We start from the raw sequence: 18,112 nt of genomic DNA, 5'->3' as shown, positions 1-18,112 counted from the left end.
AGCTCAAGCGCTTCGAGCGCGACTACTCTTACGCGCCGAGCCGCTGGATTTTCATCGCGTGAAGGATTGCTGACGCTGATGATCGGATATGCCATGGCTATGGGCGAGTTCCAGGCCTCTGGACTGGAGTCCCGCCTCAAGAGATACCAGACCGACTTGGCCGTTCGGATATCTCACCTCGGCGGCCTGTCCGGCCGCAAGCGTCTCGCCCACTAGATAGCGCAAATCATGGCGGACCAAGCGGTCTGCCTCCGTGTCGATCTGGATCGCATATTCGGACCCCACAACATGGATAACGCCCCGGTAGCTGTGGCCAGGTTGCGCATGTTCGATTGGCAGTTCGGGTAGTATTCGGGCCGCGTTGAGCAAAAGTTCAGCCTTCGCTCGTAACTGGTCGGCTTGCTCGCGAAGTCTCTCAGCCGTTGTGAAATTATCCCAGCCCGATTCATAGGCGGCATCCTCGCGCAGCATCTTGATCTGTGTGCGCAAAACGGGGATCTCGGCAAGGCCTTCAAGTGGCGCATGGCCGAGCTCGGACGGGCTTGGAGACCGTTGCGCCGTGAATCGGCCAACGATCTTGTATTGGTCTGCAATTCGCTCGACCTGGTCCCAAAGTTCGTGAAGCCTTAGTTGGAGCTTGCGAGCCTGATCGCAGCCGGGTACGAATTGGAACCGCCCGCGAAGGCTTGAGACTTCATCTTGCAGATTCAGAAACTGTTGTAGATGAGGTAGAGCGACGGTTTCGTTCAGTCCTTTTCCGGTCCATTGGATTTCAGCCGTCTGGAGATCCATCATGCTAAGCATGTCGCCAGCGGCATTGAACAACACGACACGATGATCGAGCTCATCCACACCGAAGATAGGGCTGATTTCAAGCGCGCTCAGCGCCCGCTCACGCGCATCGACCAGGGACAACGAACCCTCCTGCTCCACAATGTATGAGTGTTGTTCGAACGCACCGGGCTCGTCCTCGCATTCGAGCAGGCCGTCCACGCGAATCATATGCACACGCTCGAAATCTTGCGGGGCGAATAGCGATCGAAGTTCGGAATCTTGATTAATCAGTTCATGGACTGCGAGCTTAGCCTGTATGGGGCCATGGATTAGCATCCCGTGAATGCAGGAAAGTCGGGCAATTGGGTCTAGCGATTTGACCCTTTCGGCCCAGGCCAGCCTCTCCAGCAACACGTCTCGTACATCGCAACGAAAGTCCGTATCCTCCACGGCGTCAAAATTGCGGACCCAAGTTTGTACCCCAAGGCCGCTTTTCCACGCCTGAGCCAGTTCCTCGATTTCCGCCAGTACGGCTGGGCAGGAGCGTTTGTCAGATAGTCGCGACGCGACGGTCCAGACGTCATTGCGCACTTCGCGCATGGCGACGGTGTCACTGATAATCAGTGCCGTGGAATACCGCACGCGCAAGTCGACCGCTTCATCAAGATCAAGTTGGCCCATGGTTCATACTCCCATTCAAAATGACAGAGGGCGGCGCCAACCGCTTCGCGGTCCATGCCAAGCGCCTTGGTTTTTTGACTTTAGTGTGGGATCAAGAGCAACCACAACGATCCGGCAGTGGGATACGTCACGTCGGCGGCCTTGCCGGTGGCCAGTGTCTGGCTCACTAAATGCGCAAATGCTGGCGCGCCAAGAGCGGTCCGTCTCGATCAGGGTCGCGTGCTCCTGCCCGACGGCATGGATAACGCTCCGGTAGATATGGCCACGAGCAGTCAGGCTTCTTCGGTGCGCGTTTGAGTCGACACGTGGCGCTTGCGGTGCCACTCGACCTGGATGCCATCAGCCTTAGACGGCCAGTGCAGAAAATAATCAGATAGCGGGTTGCATTCTTACGCTGCTTCGCTCATGGAGCGCCCGAGCTTGTGGGTAGTGATCCCCAATCAAGTTACGCCTGATGAGAGTGCCATCATAGTCATTCAATCGCTCTGGTAAAGACATGGCTATACGATTAGCGTCATCGTTGTAATAGGTGTCACGAAGCAACTTAAGATCCTTTGTCCCGAGGGCGTGCGAGAGCGCAATGACATCGATATGTCTTGCCAGGCGTGTCGCTGCCTCATGTTTCATATCGTGAAAGGTCAAATTCGTTACACCTGAGCGGTCGCGGGCTTTGCGCCAGAGTATGTCGCGCTGGGAATCGTTGACGCCCACTATGTATGGAGGCATGTTCATTTCTGGGCGCGGAACTTGGTTTGGTGGCATTGTGGCCAACAATTGGTCCAACAGGTAAATAGCTTGTTGAGTCAGTGGCACGTAGCGGTCAGCGCTGAGCTCCCCGCTACGCGAACCCTTACGGCCACCGCGCTCAAGCGCGTGTACGTATACGACTCTCGCATCACGATTGTAATCATGGGGACGAATGCGAAGAATTTCACCAGAGCGCATGCCGGTTTCCATGGACAGAAAAAAGCATGCACCTACTCGAGCAATTATGGTGGTTAGCCGCGGGTCGTTGGCATAACCGGTTGCAACGGCGATAGCGTCAATTTCAGGTTTGGTCAGTAGAGGTCGGTGTCGAGCGCGAATTTTTGCTGGCTTTTTAACCGGAGTGCATGGATTTTCTGTGATCCACTTTCTTACCGTTAACCCATAAGTAAAGGCCGCGCTCATCAAGGCCAATTCGCGCCGCACAGTGGACGTCTTGACATCCTGCAGGCGCCTTGCTATCCAGAGTTCGATGTCGTGGGGACTCACTTCGTTGAGTAGAACTCTGCCCAAGGGATCGTTGCAGAACTTCATTATTCGCAAGCGGTTCCACTTTGCCGAGTCAGTCGCTTCAGCACTGGGCAGGTACGCTAAGAACAAGTCTTCGACAGTTCGACGTTTTGATGTCGCAACCGTGCCGAGCTTCTTGTTACGCTCCGTCATTGCCGCCCAGGCGCGAGCTTCGCCCCACTTGTCGAATGTTTTCGTTTTTTTCCCATCCGGGAAACTTACGATTGCCCGAACTGAGTTTCCACGCTGCTCGAATGACGCCATTTACCTCTCCCTATGGGGAAGAAGTATGGGGGAAGCATGGGGAAATGACTAGCGGCGCCACTGGGGATTAACGGGGGTTTTCTGGGGTTGAGTTCCCCAGAAAAATGCCGGTTTGGGGCCGCTATAAGGCTTAATAATCAAAGCCTTACAGTGGCTGACATCAAAAAATGATGGTGCGAACGGAGAGACTCGAACTCTCACACCTCTCGGCGCCAGAACCTAAATCTGGTGCGTCTACCAATTCCGCCACGTTCGCATGCAAGGAAAGCCCGCTAGTGTAGCCGCAGTTACCCCGTGGCGCAAGTAAGGCGGCCCGCTTCAATAGACCGGCGCTTCGCCGGCGGGGCGGCGCTTGAAGCGCCGATGCACCCAATAATACTGCTCGGGAATCAGGCGGATTTGTTCTTCCAGGAACTGGTTGATGCGCAGCGCATCCGCTGCGGGATCCCGGCAGGGAAAATTCTCCATGGGCTTGAATATCGACAGCGTGTAGCCGAGATAGTTGGGCGCTACCCCGGTCACGAAGGGCACGACCCGGGCGCGGGCCAGCCTGGCCAGCCGCGACACGGTCGTAAGGGTGCAGGCCTGCACGCCGAAAAACGGCACGAAGACCGAGTCGCGCAGGCCGAAGTCCATGTCCGCGGCCAGCATGATGGGCTTGCCGGATTTGAGCACTTTCAGTATCTCGCGCGCGGAGCCATCGCGCGGTATCATTTCGGTGCCGAAGCGGCCGCGTTGTTCGCGCGAGATGTCGTCCGTGGCCTGGTCCGACATCGGCGTGTATATCGACGCGACCGGATGCAGCGTGGAATAATAAATACATCCGGCTTCTATGGCCGCAAAATGGAAGCCCAGGAAAATGGTGGGTTGGTCGTAGCTGTCTTTCAGCTCGATGGCGCTGTCCATCTCGACGAGGTCGGAAATGGCCTGGGTGCTGCCGTACCATTGCGTGCCCCGCTCCAGGTAGCTGCGTATCACATGGCGAAAGGTCGACCGCGCCAACAGCTCCCGCTCGGCTTCGGTTTTTTCGGGAAAGCACAGGCGCAGATTGGTCTGCAGTATGTGTTTGCGTTTGCCTGGCACCCGGTAGAGCAGGGAGCCCAGAGCTTCGCCGAGCCGGGCGACGAGCCCATAGGGAAGCATGGACAATGCGCGCAGCAGGCCCGATGTCAGCTGGTTTTGTATACTGTTTTTCATTGATGGGGGGCGCCTCTCGAAGGGCCCCGGGGCTGATAGCCGTAGAATGGTTGTGGTTTCAACTAATGGAACATGCTAACACGCCATCGGCTGCAGTCCGCATATCGGCGGCCCGGCGGGGGCCAAATGCGGCCGCGGGCCAAATCAGGCTATAGTTCCAGATAGGAGCCGTTACATCGATATCGTGAGTTTCCGGTAAAATGTTCTGTTCATTTGTTCAATTACTCATTTAAATAGGTCCCTAATGCAGCCCGTGGTTGAAATATTGTCCGGCCTGGAGCGCCGTGTTGATCTGGTCGTGTCGATCGCCGACGTCGAAAAAGAAGTCCAGGCGCAACTCAAGCGCGTCGCACGCACTGCCAAAGTCCAAGGTTTCCGCCCGGGGAAAGCTCCACTGTCCCTGATCGAGCGCAGTCACGGGCCTGGTATTCGCTACGACGTAATTAATACCGAAGTGGGTCGTTCGCTGGATAAAGTCATAGGCGAAAGCAAGCTGCGCGTGGCGGGCACGCCCAATCTGGAACCCAAGACCGAGGGCGTGGAAGAAGGCGCTATGGCTTTTTCGGCCACTTTCGAGGTCTACCCCGAAGTCGCCGTTCCCGACCTTGGCGCCCTGCAGGTCAAGCGCGCCCACGTCGATGTCGGCGATGCCGAGGTGCAGCGCACCATCGACATCCTGCGCAAGCAGCGCGCCAGCTACGAAGCGCGAGAAGGCCGCGAGGCCCAGGACGATGACCGCGTTACGCTGGATTTCGCCGGCACCATAGACGGCGTCGCCTTCGACGGCGGCACAGCCGAGAAATTCCCCTTTGTTCTGGGCCAGGGCCGCATGCTGCCCGAGTTCGAAACCGCCGTGCGCGGCATGAAGGCGGGCGAGTCCAAGACTTTCCCGCTGGTTTTCCCGGAAGACTACGGCAGCAAGGAAGTGGCCGGCAAAACCGCCGAATTCAAGGTCACGGTGACGGAAGTCGCCGAGGCCGTCCTGCCTGAAATGAACGCCGAATTCGCGAAATCGCTGGGCCAGCCGGAAGGCGACGTCGAAAAGCTGCTGGCCGACGTGCGCGCCAATATCGAGCGCGAAGTCAAGTCGCGCGCCCAGGCGCGCACCAAGGGCAGCGTCATGGACGCTCTCATCGCGGCGTGCTCCTTCGACGTCCCCAAATCCCTGGTCCAGAACGATGCCCAGGGCCGTGTGGCCGCGGCCCGCGAGGAACTCAAGCAGCGCGGCGTTCCGAACGCAGATTCCATGCCCATCCCGGCCGAAGCCTTCACCGCCGAATCCGAGCGCCGCGTGCGCCTGGGCCTGCTGGTGTCCGAACTGGTTCAAAACGCCGACCTGCAAGCCAAACCGGAGCAGGTTCGCGCCCGCATCGAAGAATTCGCCCAGAACTACGAGCAGCCCGCGCAGGTCGTAGCCTATTATCTTTCCGACCGCCAACGCCGCGCCGAAATCGAAGCTATCGTGCTTGAAGACAATGTTGTGGAACATGTATTGTCCAAAGCCCAGGTCGCCGACGAGGAAGTCGCGTTCGACGAACTCATGGGGACCAACTAAATGTCACGTTTTACCGATTTTTACGCCTCAATGTATGGTGGTGACTCGGTTACCCCTTCGGGGTTGGGCTATGTGCCCATCGTGATAGAACAATCCGGCCGCGGCGAGCGGTCCTACGACATCTACTCGCGCTTATTGCGCGAGCGCGTCATTTTCTTTGTCGGGCCGGTCAACGACCAGTCCGCCAACCTGGTCGTGGCGCAACTGCTGTTCCTGGAATCCGAAAACCCCGACAAGGATATTTCCTTGTATATCAATTCGCCGGGCGGCTCGGTATATGCCGGCCTGGCCATTTACGACACCATGCAGTTCGTCAAGCCCGATGTGTCCACATTGTGCACGGGCATCGCCGCCAGCATGGGCGCCTTCCTGCTGGCTGCCGGCACCAAGGGCAAGCGCTACACCTTGCCCAATTCGCGCATCATGATCCACCAGCCTTCGGGCGGGGCGCAGGGCCAGGCTTCCGATATCCAGATCCAGGCCCGTGAAATCCTCAGTCTGCGTGAACGTCTCAACACCATCCTGGCGCATAGCACAGGCCAACCCGTCGAGCGCATTGCCGAAGACACTGAGCGTGACAATTTCATGTCGGCCGAAGATGCGGTATCGTATGGTTTGGTAGATAAAGTACTGGTCTCGCGCACCGACGAGGTGTAATGGGCCAGCCGGTCGGTGGACGCCTCGCGCGTTCGCCGGTTATACCCGACAGGGCGCAACCCTGTCCACTGAACTGAACGAAGAGTTTTATGCCCGAAAAAAAAGGATCGGCGGACGATAAAGTATTGCATTGTTCGTTTTGCAATAAAAGCCAGCATGAGGTTCGCAAGCTTATTGCCGGACCCTCGGTTTTTATTTGCGATGAATGTATCGATCTTTGCAACGATATTATTCTTGAAGAAACGCAGGAAGCGGCCCGCGATGCGATCCGCAACGAATTGCCCACGCCGCACGAGATCAAGAGCTTTCTTGATGGCTATGTCATTGGGCAGGACACTCCCAAGCGCACGCTCGCCGTGGCGGTCTACAACCACTACAAGCGCATACGCTATGGCGATGTCAAGGGCGACGACGTAGAACTGTCCAAAAGCAATATCCTGCTGATCGGGCCCACCGGTTCGGGCAAGACCTTGCTCGCGCAAACCCTGGCGCGCATGCTGGACGTGCCTTTCGTGATGGCCGATGCCACCACGCTGACCGAAGCCGGCTATGTGGGCGAGGATGTGGAAAACATCGTCCAGAAGCTATTGCAGAATTGCAACTACGATGTCGAGAAGGCGCAGCGCGCCATCATCTACATCGATGAAATCGACAAAATCTCCCGCAAGGCCGACAATCCGTCCATCACCCGGGATGTATCCGGCGAAGGCGTGCAGCAGGCGCTGCTCAAGCTTATCGAAGGCACGGTCGCGTCGGTGCCGCCTCAGGGCGGGCGCAAGCACCCCAACCAGGACTTCGTCCAGGTCGATACCACGAATATCCTGTTCATCGTCGGCGGCGCCTTCGACGGGCTGGAAAAGGTCATACGCGATCGCACCGAACGCTCCGGCATCGGCTTTTCGGCGTCGGTCCGCGCCAAATCCGAACGCGGCGTGGGCGAGCTGTTCGCCGAGGCGGAGCCCGAAGACCTGATCAAGTTCGGGCTGATTCCGGAACTGGTGGGGCGCCTGCCAGTGGTGGCCACCCTCGAGGAACTCCAGGAAGACACCCTGATCCGCATTCTTACCGAGCCCAAGAATTCCTTGCTCAAGCAGTTCCAGAAACTGTTTGAAATGGAAGAGGTCGAGCTCGACGTGCGGCCGGAAGCCCTCGCGGCCATCGCCAAGCGCGCCATCAAGCGCCGCACCGGCGCTCGCGGCTTGCGCTCCATCGTCGAACAGGCGCTGCTGGGGACGATGTATGAACTTCCTTCGCAAAAGAACGTCAAAAGAGTGGTGGTCGATGAGAACGCGGTCACCGGGAAGGGCGCGCCATTGCTCATTTACCAGGACGATCTCGACGCTGGCTCGGAACGCCGGCAGGATGCGCCCAAGAAGCTGAAGGATGCTGCCGCTTAGGGTTCCTTATAGAATAGCCCTAGGGAAAGTAGGTATTCGGGGTCGCCGACTTGAAAATTTGACCATCGTCACTACATACACCTACAGGTAGTACTACAGAAGGGAGGCCTTGGCTTCCCTTTTGTATCTAGAGGTCAATTTTAAGGAAATTACTATGTCTGCGAGCCAGATTCTTTCTTCAGAACCCACGGATTTGCCCCTGTTGCCTTTGCGCGATGTGGTGGTGTTTCCGCACATGGTGATTCCTCTGTTTGTTGGACGCCCGCGCTCCATCAAGGCCCTTGAACTGGCCATGGAAGCAGGCAACAACATAATGCTGGTCGCGCAGAAGTCGGCCGGCAAAGACGATCCCACCCCCGAAGACCTGTACGAAATCGGTTGCGCCGCCAGCATTCTGCAAATGCTCAAGCTGCCCGACGGCACCGTCAAGGTCCTGGTCGAGGGCCTGCAGCGCGCGCGCATCACGCAGGTCAGCGACGCCGAAACTCATTTCATGGCGCGCGTCGTGCCGATAGCCCCGGAATTATCCGAAGGCGCCGAATCCGAGGCCTTGCGCCGGGCCGTAGTGGCGCAGTTCGAACAGTACGTCAAGCTGAACAAGAAGATTCCCCAGGAAATCCTTACTTCCCTGACTGGAATCGATGACGCGGGCCGCCTGGCCGACACGATTTCCGCGCATTTGCCGCTCAAGCTTGAACAGAAGCAGCAGATGCTGGAAGTCACCGGCACGGCGCAGCGCCTGGAAAACCTGCTGTCGCAGCTCGAGTCCGAAATCGACATTCTCCAGGTCGAGAAGCGGATACGCGGGCGCGTCAAGAAGCAGATGGAAAAGAGCCAGCGCGACTATTACCTGAATGAGCAGGTCAAGGCGATCCAGAAAGAGCTCGGCGAAGGCGAAGAGGGTGCCGACATCGAAGAGCTCGAAAAAAAGATCGCCGCCGCCCAGTTGCCCAAAGAAGCGCAGAAGAAGGCCGACTCCGAGCTGAAAAAGCTCAAGCTGATGTCGCCCATGTCGGCCGAGGCGACGGTCGTGCGCAACTATATCGATACGCTGATCGCCTTGCCCTGGCGCAAGAAGAACCGTATCAACAACTCGATTTCCAACGCCGAGGCCGTGCTCGACGCGGACCACTATGGCCTGGAAAAGGTCAAGGAACGCATCATCGAATACCTGGCCGTGCAGCAGCGGGTGGACAAGCTCAAGGCTCCGATCCTCTGCCTGGTCGGGCCTCCGGGCGTGGGTAAAACCTCGCTGGGGCAGTCCATCGCCCGCGCCACCAACCGCAAGTTCGTGCGCATGGCGCTGGGCGGCGTGCGCGACGAAGCCGAGATCCGCGGCCACCGCCGCACGTATATCGGCTCCATGCCGGGCAAGATCCTGCAGAACATGACCAAGGTGGGCGTGCGCAACCCCTTGTTCCTGCTCGATGAAATCGACAAGATGGGCGCTGATTTCCGCGGCGATCCGTCGTCGGCCTTGCTGGAGGTGCTGGACCCGGAACAAAACCACACCTTCCAGGACCATTACATCGAAGTCGACTTCGATTTGTCGGACGTGATGTTCGTGGCGACCAGCAACACGCTGAACATCCCTCCGGCGCTGCTCGATCGCATGGAAGTCATACGCCTGTCGGGCTATACCGAGGACGAGAAGGTGCATATCGCCTTCGACCACCTGCTGCCCAAGCTCATGAAGAACAACGGCGTGCAGGAAGGCGAGGTCACGATCGAGGACTCGGCCGTGCGCGACATCGTGCGCTATTACACCCGCGAGGCTGGGGTGCGCGCGCTCGAACGCGAAATCAGCAAGATCTGCCGCAAGGTCGTCAAGAAGATGCTGGCGGCCAATCCGACGGTCCGTTTGCGTGGCAAGCGGGTTGCGCCTGCCGAGCCTATCGAACGCGTGGTGGTCAATTCCGACAATCTCAGCGATTTCCTGGGCGTGCGCCGTTTCAGTTTCGGCATGGCCGAAAAGGAAAACAAGGTGGGCCAGGTTACCGGTCTGGCCTGGACGGAAGTGGGCGGCGATCTGCTGACCATCGAAGTCGCCGACATGCCGGGCAAGGGCGCCGTGCTGCGCACCGGCTCGCTGGGCGATGTGATGAAGGAATCCGTCGAGGCGGCGCGCACTGTGGTTCGGGCCCGCTCGCAGAAATGGGGCATTCCGAACACGGCTTTTGAAAAGCGCGATCTGCACGTGCACTTTCCGGAAGGCGCTACGCCCAAGGACGGGCCGTCGGCGGGTATTGCCATCACTACGGCCATGGTGTCGGCGCTCACGGGTATTCCGGTGCGCGCGGATGTGGCCATGACGGGCGAAATCACCTTGCGCGGCGAAGTGCTGGGCATAGGCGGCCTGAAGGAAAAGCTCCTGGCGGCGCACCGCGGCGGTATCAAGCTGGTGATGATTCCCGAGGAAAATGTGAAGGACTTGGCCGAGATCCCGGACAGTGTCAAGAACCACCTGGAGATCATTCCTGTGCGCTGGATCGACCGTGTGCTGGAAGTGGCGCTGCAGCATATGCCGACGCCTCTGTCGGACGAGGAGGTTGCTCGTCTGGCGGCGGAGTCGGTGGCCAATGCGAAGCGGTCGGATGACGCTTCAGGCGGCCTTATGAAGCATTGATGCGGTTTTCGGGGGCGGGGCTGTTTATCGTCCCCCGTATCTGAAGGCAAAAGGGGCGCTCCGCGGAGCGCCCCTTCCGTTTTTTGTTGACCCTACCTTAGTGCAGGGCGGTCGTGCGTATCAGGCCGACGGCTATGCCTTCGAGGGAGAATTCATCGTCGGGGGTCACGATGATGGGATCGAAGTCCGGATTTTCGGGCAGGAGCTCGATGCGGTTGCCGGACCGGGACAGGCGCTTGACGGTGACCTCGTCTCCCAGGCGGGCGACGACGATCTGGCCATTGCGGGCGTCGGGGGTTTTCTTGACGGCGAGGAGATCGCCGTCGAGGATGCCGGCGTCGCGCATGCTCAGGCCGCGCACGCGCAGCAGGTAGTCAGGGGTCTGGCTGAACAGGGAGGCTTCGATGCCGATTTCCCGTTCCACGTGTTCCGCAGCCAGTATGGGGCTGCCGGCGGCCACACGGCCCACCAGGGGAACCAGCAACTGGCTGAGCGCCTGGGAGGCTTGTTCCAGGGACGCGGCGAGGGTGTTGCCGGCATGGGTGTCGTTAAGGCGTATGCCGCGCGAAGCGCCGGCGGTGAGTTCTATCGCGCCTTTCTTGGCCAGGGCCTTGAGGTGGTCTTCGGCGGCATTGGCCGATTTGAAACCCAGCGCGCGCGCGATTTCGGCGCGCGTGGGCGGAAAGCCGGTACGCGCGATTTCGCTGCGGATGAGGTCGAGAATTTGTTGCTGACGCTCGGTGAGCTTGGCGGCCATGGCAATCCAGACTGTGTTTTTATACAGTCTGGATTTTGCAACACTTTGGCGAAAAGATCAAGCCTTAAGCCAGAACTTTGGCGATGGACGCCGCCACGTAGTCGATATTGCCCGTATTCAGGGCCGCGACGCAGATGCGGCCGCTGCTGATGGCATAGATGCCGTATTCATCGCGCAGGCGGTCGACCTGCGGGGCGGTCAGGCCCGAATAGGAAAACATGCCGCGCTGCTTGAGCACGAAATCGAAGTTTTGCTTGACGCCGTGTTCCTTGAGTTTTTCCACCAGCTGTATGCGCATGCTGCGGATGCGCTCGCGCATGCCGGCCAGTTCGGTGGCCCACAAGGTGTACAGCTCGGGGGTGTTGAGCACGGTGGACACCACGGTGCCGCCATGGGTAGGCGGGTTGGAGTAGTTGGTGCGGATGACGCGCTTGAGCTGGCTGAGCACGCGGGTGGCTTCTTCCTTGCTGGACGATACCAGCGTCAGGGCGCCCACGCGTTCGCCGTACAGCGAGAACGATTTGGAAAAAGACGAGCTGATGAGCATGGTAAGGTCGTGCTCGGCGAAGAGGCGCACGACCGAGGCGTCTTCCTCGAGGCCGTCGCCGAAGCCTTGGTAGGCGATGTCCAGGAAGGGCACCAGATTCCTGTCTTTGACGACTTGAACGATTTGCTGCCATTGCTCGAAGGTGGGATCGATGCCGGTGGGGTTGTGGCAGCACGCGTGCAGGACCACGATGGTCTGCTCGGGCAGGGCCCGCAAGCCGGCCAGCATGCCGGCGAAATCCAGGCCATGGCTGGCCGCGTCATAGTAGGGATAGGTGTCGACCGGGAAGCCGGCGCGTTCGAACAGGGCGCGGTGGTTTTCCCAGCTGGGGTCGCTGATGACGACCCTGGAATTGGGCAATAATTGTTTCAGGAAGTCGGCGCCGATTTTGAGCGCGCCGGTGCCGCCCAGGGCCTGGGCGGTCAGTACGCGGCCCGACGCCATGAGCGGGGAGCCGGCGCCGAACAGCAGGGTCTGGGCGGCCTTGTTGTAGCCGGCTATGCCTTCGATGGGCAGGTAGCCGCGCGCCGCCGCGGCGTCGAGGCGGGCGATTTCGGCCTTGCGCACGGCTTGCAATAGCGGCAGGCGGCCCCCATCATCATAGTAGACGCCAACGCCGAGATTGACCTTGCCCGCGCGGGTATCCGCGTTATATTGTTCGTTCAGGCCAAGGATGGGGTCGCGCGGAGCGAGTTCGACGGATTCGAATAATGAAGGCATTTTGAATGAGAAGGGAGGCAGTAAAGGATGGATAGGGGAAACAGCGGTAATAGTGTGATAATAAGGGGTTTACCCTGAATATGTCTAGTATGAACGCCCCCGCGCCCGGTTTCATCGAATACCCCAACAGCCCGTTCCAGCTTTATCGGCCCTACCCGCCGGCAGGCGACCAGCCGGCGGCGATAGACGCGCTGGTCGAAGGCCTGGACGATGGCCTCATGTTCCAGACATTGCTGGGCGTGACGGGCTCGGGCAAGACCTACACCATGGCCAATGTCATCGCCCGGACCGGGCGGCCGGCCATCGTGCTGGCTCCGAACAAAACGCTGGCGGCGCAGCTCTATGCCGAAATGCGCGACTTTTTCCCGAACAACGCGGTCGAGTATTTCGTGTCGTATTACGACTACTATCAGCCCGAAGCTTATGTGGCCGCGCGCGACCTGTTCATAGAGAAGGACTCGTCCATCAATGAGCACATCGAGCAGATGCGCCTGTCGGCCACCAAAAGCCTGCTGGAGCGGCGCGACACTATCATCGTCGGCACGGTATCCTGCATCTACGGCATAGGCAACCCCGGCGATTACCACGCCATGGTCTTGATGCTGCGCTCCGGCGATCGCATCGCGCGCCAGGAATTGCTGGGCCGCCTGGTCGCCATGCAGTACGAGCGCAACGACGTCGAGTTCGTGCGCGGCACATTCCGGGCGCGCGGCGAGATCATCGACGTCTTTCCGGCCGAGCACGCGGAGCTCGCGCTGCGCATTACGCTGTTCGACGACGAGGTGGAATCGCTGGAAATGTTCGACCCGCTCACCGGCAAAATCAAGCAAAAAATCCCGCGTTTCACCGTCTTTCCCAGTTCCCATTACGTCACTCCGCGCGAAACCGTGTTGCGGGCGATTGAAACCATCAAGCAGGAATTGCGCGAGCGCGTGGCCTTTCTGGTGGCAGACGGCAAACTGGTCGAGGCCCAGCGGCTCGAGCAGCGCACCCGCTTCGACCTCGAAATGCTGCAGGAGCTGGGTTTCTGCAAGGGGATCGAAAACTATTCGCGCCACTTGTCGGGCGCCGCCCCTGGCGAACCGCCGCCCACGCTGATCGACTACCTGCCGGCCGACGCCCTGATGTTCATCGACGAAAGCCACGTCACCCTGGGCCAGCTTAGCGGCATGTATCTGGGCGACCGCTCGCGCAAGTCCACCCTTGTGCAGTTCGGTTTCCGCCTGCCTTCGGCGATAGACAACCGCCCTTTGAAGCTGGAAGAGTTCGAGCAGCGCATGCGCCAGTGCGTATTCGTGTCCGCCACGCCGGCGGCCTACGAGCAGGAGCATTCCGATAACGTCATCGAGCAAGTCGTGCGGCCCACGGGCCTGGTCGATCCCCTGGTCGAAGTGCGGCCGGCGATTACCCAGGTGGATGACTTGCTGGGTGAAATCAAGAAGCGCGTGGCGGTGCAGGAACGCGTGCTGGTCACCACGCTGACCAAGCGCATGTCGGAAGATCTGACCGATTACCTGAATGAAAACGGCCTGAAGGTGCGCTATCTGCACTCCGATATCGACACCGTCGAGCGGGTCGAGATCATACGCGATCTGCGCCTGGGCGTATTCGACGTCCTGGTCGGGATCAACCTGCTGCGCGAAGGGCTGGATATTCCGGAAGTGTCGCTGGTAGCCATCCTGGACGCCGACAAGGAAGGCTTTCTGCGTTCCGAGCGCAGCCTGATCCAGACCATGGGCCGCGCGGCGCGCAATATCAATGGCCACGCCATCCTGTACGCCGACAGGATCACCGACTCGATGCGCCGCGCCATGGGTGAAACGGAGCGGCGCCGGCTCAAGCAGCTGGAATTCAACAAGGTGCACGGGATTACGGCGCGCGGGGTCAGCAAGGCGGTGCGGGAAATGATAGACGGCGTGATGGTGACACCCGTGGAAAAATCGGCCGCCGATGATATTTCCCCCGACGTGTTGCACGACGACAAATCCCTGGCCAAGGAGATCCGGCGCCTGGAAAAGCTGATGATGGATCATGCCAAGAATCTGGAGTTCGAACAGGCGGCCGCCGCGCGCGACGCGTTGAATCGCTTGAAACAGAAAGCCTTGTTTTCCTGACGCCGCCCTTCGCCGGCGGCGGGGCGCGGCGTCGAGCTATCTTGGCCTGAAATTGTTGGAAAATCCCAACATTGCTCTATTTTTCATCGCCGCGTCATACTTCTTGCGATCGGGCTGGCGCGGCGGCGGGCGAGGGCCGGGCCTAGGGTTTACCATTAAATTCCATCGGCGCTCCCGCCCGGGAATGGAACATGCTGCGCTGCATGAATATTAGCTTTGCGACGGTTTCAGGGCAGGCTATAGCTGCTAAAATGGCAGGTGGAAAAAGCCGCTAAGGCCTTGTTGGAATTGTGTTTTTATTTTTGTCAATGCGTGTCTTGCGGTAAATGCGGGCATGCAAAAACTCTTGCCTTATAGCGGGTTTTCCCTCACACTCTTGCCTATGATGACTAAGGTACTTTTCGTTTGTATGGGTAATATCTGTCGCTCACCAAGCGCAGAGGGTGTCTTCCGCCGTTTGATAGACGAGGCGGGGCTCTCTGAGGTCGTGGGCGTGGATTCGGCTGGCACCCACAGCTTTCATATTGGCGAGGCGCCCGACGCCCGTGCGCAGGCGGCTGCGCGCAAGCGCGGCTATGAATTATCCCATTGCGTGGCGCGGCAGATCACCGCCGATGACTTCCGGGAATTCGACCTTATCCTGGCAATGGACTGGGAAAACCTGTCCGCCCTGCAGCAGCAATGCCCCAAAGTATACCAGCACAAGCTGATGCTGCTGATGCGCTTCGCCAACGAGTTCGAAGAAGCCACCGTGCCCGATCCCTATTACGGCGGCCCCGAAGGCTTCGCCAAAGTGCTCGATTACCTGGAAGACGCCTGTCAGGGCGTAATGGAACTGGTGCGCAAGCGCGCCACCCAGTACCAGGCCGCATAAACCGCAGGTATTCGGCGTAAAACAAAAACCGTGCGGCAGCGCGGTTTTTTTTCGCCGCCGGTTGTTTCTTGGCCAGAAGGGTTGGTGTATACCCTAGCAATTTAGTCGGGATTTGGCTATACTTGACCTAATTAGTCGGATATAAAGCAGTTGCCGGCTGATCTCTTCATTTTTTAGCCTCAGGCTTTGGCAAGGAAATCACCATGCGTTTGACGACTAAAGGGCGTTTTGCGGTGACCGCCATGATTGATCTGGCGTTGCGGCAGCAAAGCGGCCCCGTTACCCTGGCAGGCATCAGCGACCGCCAGAATATTTCGCTGTCTTATCTGGAACAGTTGTTCGGCAAATTGCGCCGCCACGAACTGGTCGATAGCATACGCGGCCCGGGCGGAGGCTATTCGCTGGCCCGCCTGGCTCGCAACATTACCGTGGCCGATATCATTTTCGCGGTGGACGAGCCCCTGGACGCCACCAGCTGCGGCGGCAAGGAGGACTGCAACATCGGCCGCAACGGCAATACCGGAAAATGCATGACCCATGAATTATGGTCCACGCTTAACCGTAAAATGGTGGATTATCTGGATTCTGTCTCGCTGCAAGACCTGGTGGACCAGCAACGCATGCGTCTGCTTCAGGAAGCCACCCAGGCGCAGGCGGCGGTGCGCATGAACCGGTCCCCCGATGTGGTCATCAAGTCCGTCGCGTCGGCATAAAGGATTTTAGGAGCTCTTCAATGTCACAACGCCCCGTGTATTTCGATTATTCCGCGACTACGCCAGTAGACCCGCGCGTGGTCGAAAAGATGATTCCGTGGTTGTATGAAAACTTCGGCAACCCGGCCTCGCGCAGCCATGCCTACGGCTGGGATGCCGAAGAAGCGGTCGAGTTGGCCCGCGCCGAAGTCGCCGGGCTGGTCAACGCCGACCCGCGGGAAATCGTCTGGACTTCCGGCGCCACCGAGTCCAACAATCTAGCCCTGAAAGGGGCCGCCCATTTTTATTCGGGGCGGGGCAAGCACATTGTCACGGTCAAGACCGAACACAAGGCGGTGCTCGATACCTGCCGCGAGCTGGAACGCCAGGGCTTCGAGGTCACTTACCTCGATGTCCAGGACAATGGCCTGCTGGATCCGGCCGCCTTCAAGGCGGCGCTGCGTCCCGACACCATTCTGGTTTCCGTGATGTTCGTCAATAATGAAATCGGCGTGGTGCAGGATATCGCCGCCATAGGTGAAACCTGCCGCGAAAAAGGCATAGTGTTCCATGTCGACGCGGCGCAGGCCACGGGCAAGGTGGGCATAGACTTGCAGGCGCTCAAAGTCGACCTGATGTCTTTTTCCGCGCACAAAACCTATGGCCCCAAGGGTGTGGGCGCCCTGTATATACGCCGCAAGCCGCGCATACGCCTGGAAGCGCAGATGCATGGCGGCGGCCACGAACGGGGCTTCCGCTCCGGTACGCTGGCCACGCACCAGATAGTGGGCATGGGCGAGGCCTTCCGGCTGGCCCGCCTTGAAATGGCCGCCGAAAACGAGCGCATACGCGGCTTGCGCGACCGCCTCTGGGCCGGCCTTGCGCAAATCGAAGAGGTCTACCTGAATGGCGACGTCACGCAGCGGGTGGCGCACAACCTCAATGTCAGCTTCAACTATGTCGAGGGCGAATCGCTGATCATGGCCATCAAAGAGCTTGCGGTTTCCAGCGGCTCGGCCTGTACCTCGGCCAGTCTGGAGCCCTCCTATGTCTTGCGCGCCCTGGGCCGCAATGACGAACTCGCGCATAGCTCCATCCGCTTCACGCTGGGTCGTTTCACCACCCAGCAGGATGTCGATTTCGCCGTCGATCTGCTCGCCCGGCGCGTAGGCAAGCTGCGCGATATGTCGCCTTTGTGGGAAATGGCCCAGGAAGGCATAGATTTGAACTCGGTTCAATGGGCCGCACATTAAAACAAGGATATCTATCACCATGGCATACAGCGATAAAGTGCTCGACCATTATGAAAACCCGCGCAATGTCGGCGCATTCGACAAATCCGACAGTACCGTGGGCACCGGCATGGTCGGGGCTCCAGCCTGCGGCGACGTGATGAAATTGCAGATCAAGGTGAATGAATCGGGTATCATCGAAGATGCGCGCTTCAAGACTTATGGCTGCGGTTCGGCCATTGCTTCGAGCTCGCTGGTGACCGAATGGGTCAAGGGCAAGACGCTCGACCAGGCAATGGATATCCGCAACACTCAAATTGCCGAAGAGCTTGCCTTGCCACCGGTAAAGATTCACTGTTCCATTCTGGCCGAAGACGCCATCAAGGCGGCCGTCCAGAACTACAAGGAAAAGCACCAGGACTAATCATGGGAATTACGCTTACACAACAAGCGGCTGACCATATCAGCCGCTATATCGAGAAACGCGGCAAGGGCCTGGGTTTGCGTCTGGGTGTCCGCACGACGGGATGTTCCGGCATGGCCTACAAGCTGGAATATGTCGACGAGCCTCAGTCCGAGGATCAGGTGTTCGAGCAATTGGGCGTCAAGGTGTATATCGACCCCAAAAGCATGCCCTACCTGGAAGGCACGCAGCTGGACTATTCCCGCGAAGGGCTCAACGAAGGGTTCAAGTTTTCCAACCCCAACGAAAAAGCCACTTGCGGCTGCGGCGAGTCCTTCACGGTGTAA

Annotated in this window: 15 protein-coding genes and 1 tRNA gene; 10 read left to right on the top strand and 6 right to left on the bottom strand. The window is 59.1% G+C overall.

What is annotated here, in order from left to right; translation table 11 throughout:
• Window positions 1–51 precede the first annotated feature (51 nt).
• The 4 genes from BUB23_RS16480 to BUB23_RS16465 form a co-directional block, all read right to left on the bottom strand.
• Window positions 52–1,455 (bottom strand): KfrB domain-containing protein, encoded by a 1,404-nt coding sequence (locus BUB23_RS16480; RefSeq protein WP_073104803.1) that lies wholly within the window; start codon window positions 1,453–1,455, stop codon window positions 52–54.
• Between the two features lie 369 nt (window positions 1,456–1,824).
• Window positions 1,825–2,994 (bottom strand): tyrosine-type recombinase/integrase, encoded by a 1,170-nt coding sequence (locus BUB23_RS16475; RefSeq protein WP_073104800.1) that lies wholly within the window; start codon window positions 2,992–2,994, stop codon window positions 1,825–1,827.
• 171 nt (window positions 2,995–3,165) lie between these two features.
• Window positions 3,166–3,250 (bottom strand) — tRNA-Leu (locus BUB23_RS16470).
• 62 nt (window positions 3,251–3,312) lie between these two features.
• Window positions 3,313–4,191 (bottom strand): lipid A biosynthesis lauroyl acyltransferase, encoded by an 879-nt coding sequence (locus tag BUB23_RS16465; RefSeq protein ID WP_073104798.1) that lies wholly within the window; start codon window positions 4,189–4,191, stop codon window positions 3,313–3,315.
• Window positions 4,192–4,435: 244 nt separating this feature from the next.
• On the opposite strand from BUB23_RS16465, the gene tig reads away from it, so the two are divergent.
• The 4 genes from tig (at window position 4,436) to lon (ending at window position 10,426) form a co-directional block, all read left to right on the top strand.
• Window positions 4,436–5,746 carry a trigger factor gene (gene tig / locus BUB23_RS16460; protein WP_073104795.1) on the top strand — a complete coding sequence of 437 codons (1,311 nt, stop codon included), beginning with the start codon at window positions 4,436–4,438 and terminating at the stop codon, window positions 5,744–5,746.
• Window positions 5,747–6,403 (top strand): ATP-dependent Clp endopeptidase proteolytic subunit ClpP, encoded by a 657-nt coding sequence (gene clpP / locus BUB23_RS16455; RefSeq protein ID WP_073104792.1) that lies wholly within the window; start codon window positions 5,747–5,749, stop codon window positions 6,401–6,403. It begins immediately after the preceding gene.
• Between the two features lie 89 nt (window positions 6,404–6,492).
• On the top strand, window positions 6,493–7,800 hold the full coding sequence (gene clpX, locus BUB23_RS16450; RefSeq protein WP_073104789.1) for an ATP-dependent Clp protease ATP-binding subunit ClpX: 1,308 nt from the start codon (window positions 6,493–6,495) through the stop codon (window positions 7,798–7,800).
• 154 nt (window positions 7,801–7,954) lie between these two features.
• A complete protein-coding gene (gene lon / locus BUB23_RS16445; RefSeq protein WP_073104787.1) occupies window positions 7,955–10,426 on the top strand; it encodes an endopeptidase La in 2,472 nt (823 codons plus the stop codon).
• Window positions 10,427–10,523: 97 nt separating this feature from the next.
• Here the strand turns inward: lon and lexA are convergent, their stop codons facing one another.
• Both lexA and BUB23_RS16435 read right to left on the bottom strand, forming a co-directional pair.
• Window positions 10,524–11,183 carry a transcriptional repressor LexA gene (gene lexA / locus BUB23_RS16440; RefSeq protein WP_073104784.1) on the bottom strand — a complete coding sequence of 220 codons (660 nt, stop codon included), beginning with the start codon at window positions 11,181–11,183 and terminating at the stop codon, window positions 10,524–10,526.
• Window positions 11,184–11,247: 64 nt separating this feature from the next.
• Window positions 11,248–12,450: an amino acid aminotransferase gene (locus BUB23_RS16435; RefSeq protein WP_073104782.1), complete on the bottom strand. Its 1,203-nt coding sequence runs from the start codon at window positions 12,448–12,450 to the stop codon at window positions 11,248–11,250.
• A gap of 89 nt (window positions 12,451–12,539) precedes the next feature.
• On the opposite strand from BUB23_RS16435, the gene uvrB reads away from it, so the two are divergent.
• The 6 genes from uvrB (at window position 12,540) to iscA (ending at window position 18,112) form a co-directional block, all read left to right on the top strand.
• Window positions 12,540–14,564, top strand: coding sequence for an excinuclease ABC subunit UvrB (gene uvrB, locus BUB23_RS16430; RefSeq protein ID WP_073104779.1), 2,025 nt, complete (start codon window positions 12,540–12,542; stop codon window positions 14,562–14,564).
• 382 nt (window positions 14,565–14,946) lie between these two features.
• On the top strand, window positions 14,947–15,438 hold the full coding sequence (locus BUB23_RS16425; RefSeq protein ID WP_073104776.1) for a low molecular weight protein-tyrosine-phosphatase: 492 nt from the start codon (window positions 14,947–14,949) through the stop codon (window positions 15,436–15,438).
• A gap of 203 nt (window positions 15,439–15,641) precedes the next feature.
• Window positions 15,642–16,151: a Fe-S cluster assembly transcriptional regulator IscR gene (gene iscR, locus BUB23_RS16420; RefSeq protein WP_073104773.1), complete on the top strand. Its 510-nt coding sequence runs from the start codon at window positions 15,642–15,644 to the stop codon at window positions 16,149–16,151.
• A gap of 20 nt (window positions 16,152–16,171) precedes the next feature.
• Window positions 16,172–17,383, top strand: a complete 1,212-nt coding sequence (locus BUB23_RS16415; RefSeq protein WP_073104770.1) for an IscS subfamily cysteine desulfurase — start codon at window positions 16,172–16,174, stop codon at window positions 17,381–17,383.
• A 19-nt stretch (window positions 17,384–17,402) separates the two neighbouring features.
• Window positions 17,403–17,786: a Fe-S cluster assembly scaffold IscU gene (gene iscU, locus BUB23_RS16410; protein WP_073104767.1), complete on the top strand. Its 384-nt coding sequence runs from the start codon at window positions 17,403–17,405 to the stop codon at window positions 17,784–17,786.
• 2 nt (window positions 17,787–17,788) lie between these two features.
• Window positions 17,789–18,112, top strand: a complete 324-nt coding sequence (iscA, locus tag BUB23_RS16405; RefSeq protein ID WP_073104764.1) for an iron-sulfur cluster assembly protein IscA — start codon at window positions 17,789–17,791, stop codon at window positions 18,110–18,112.

The sequence above is a fragment of the Pollutimonas bauzanensis genome (genome assembly GCF_900129885.1).
Classification (GTDB): domain Bacteria; phylum Pseudomonadota; class Gammaproteobacteria; order Burkholderiales; family Burkholderiaceae_B; genus Pollutimonas; species Pollutimonas bauzanensis.
Note: the sequence above shows the minus strand (reverse complement) of the source record. Positions and strands in the feature narration are given on the sequence as shown.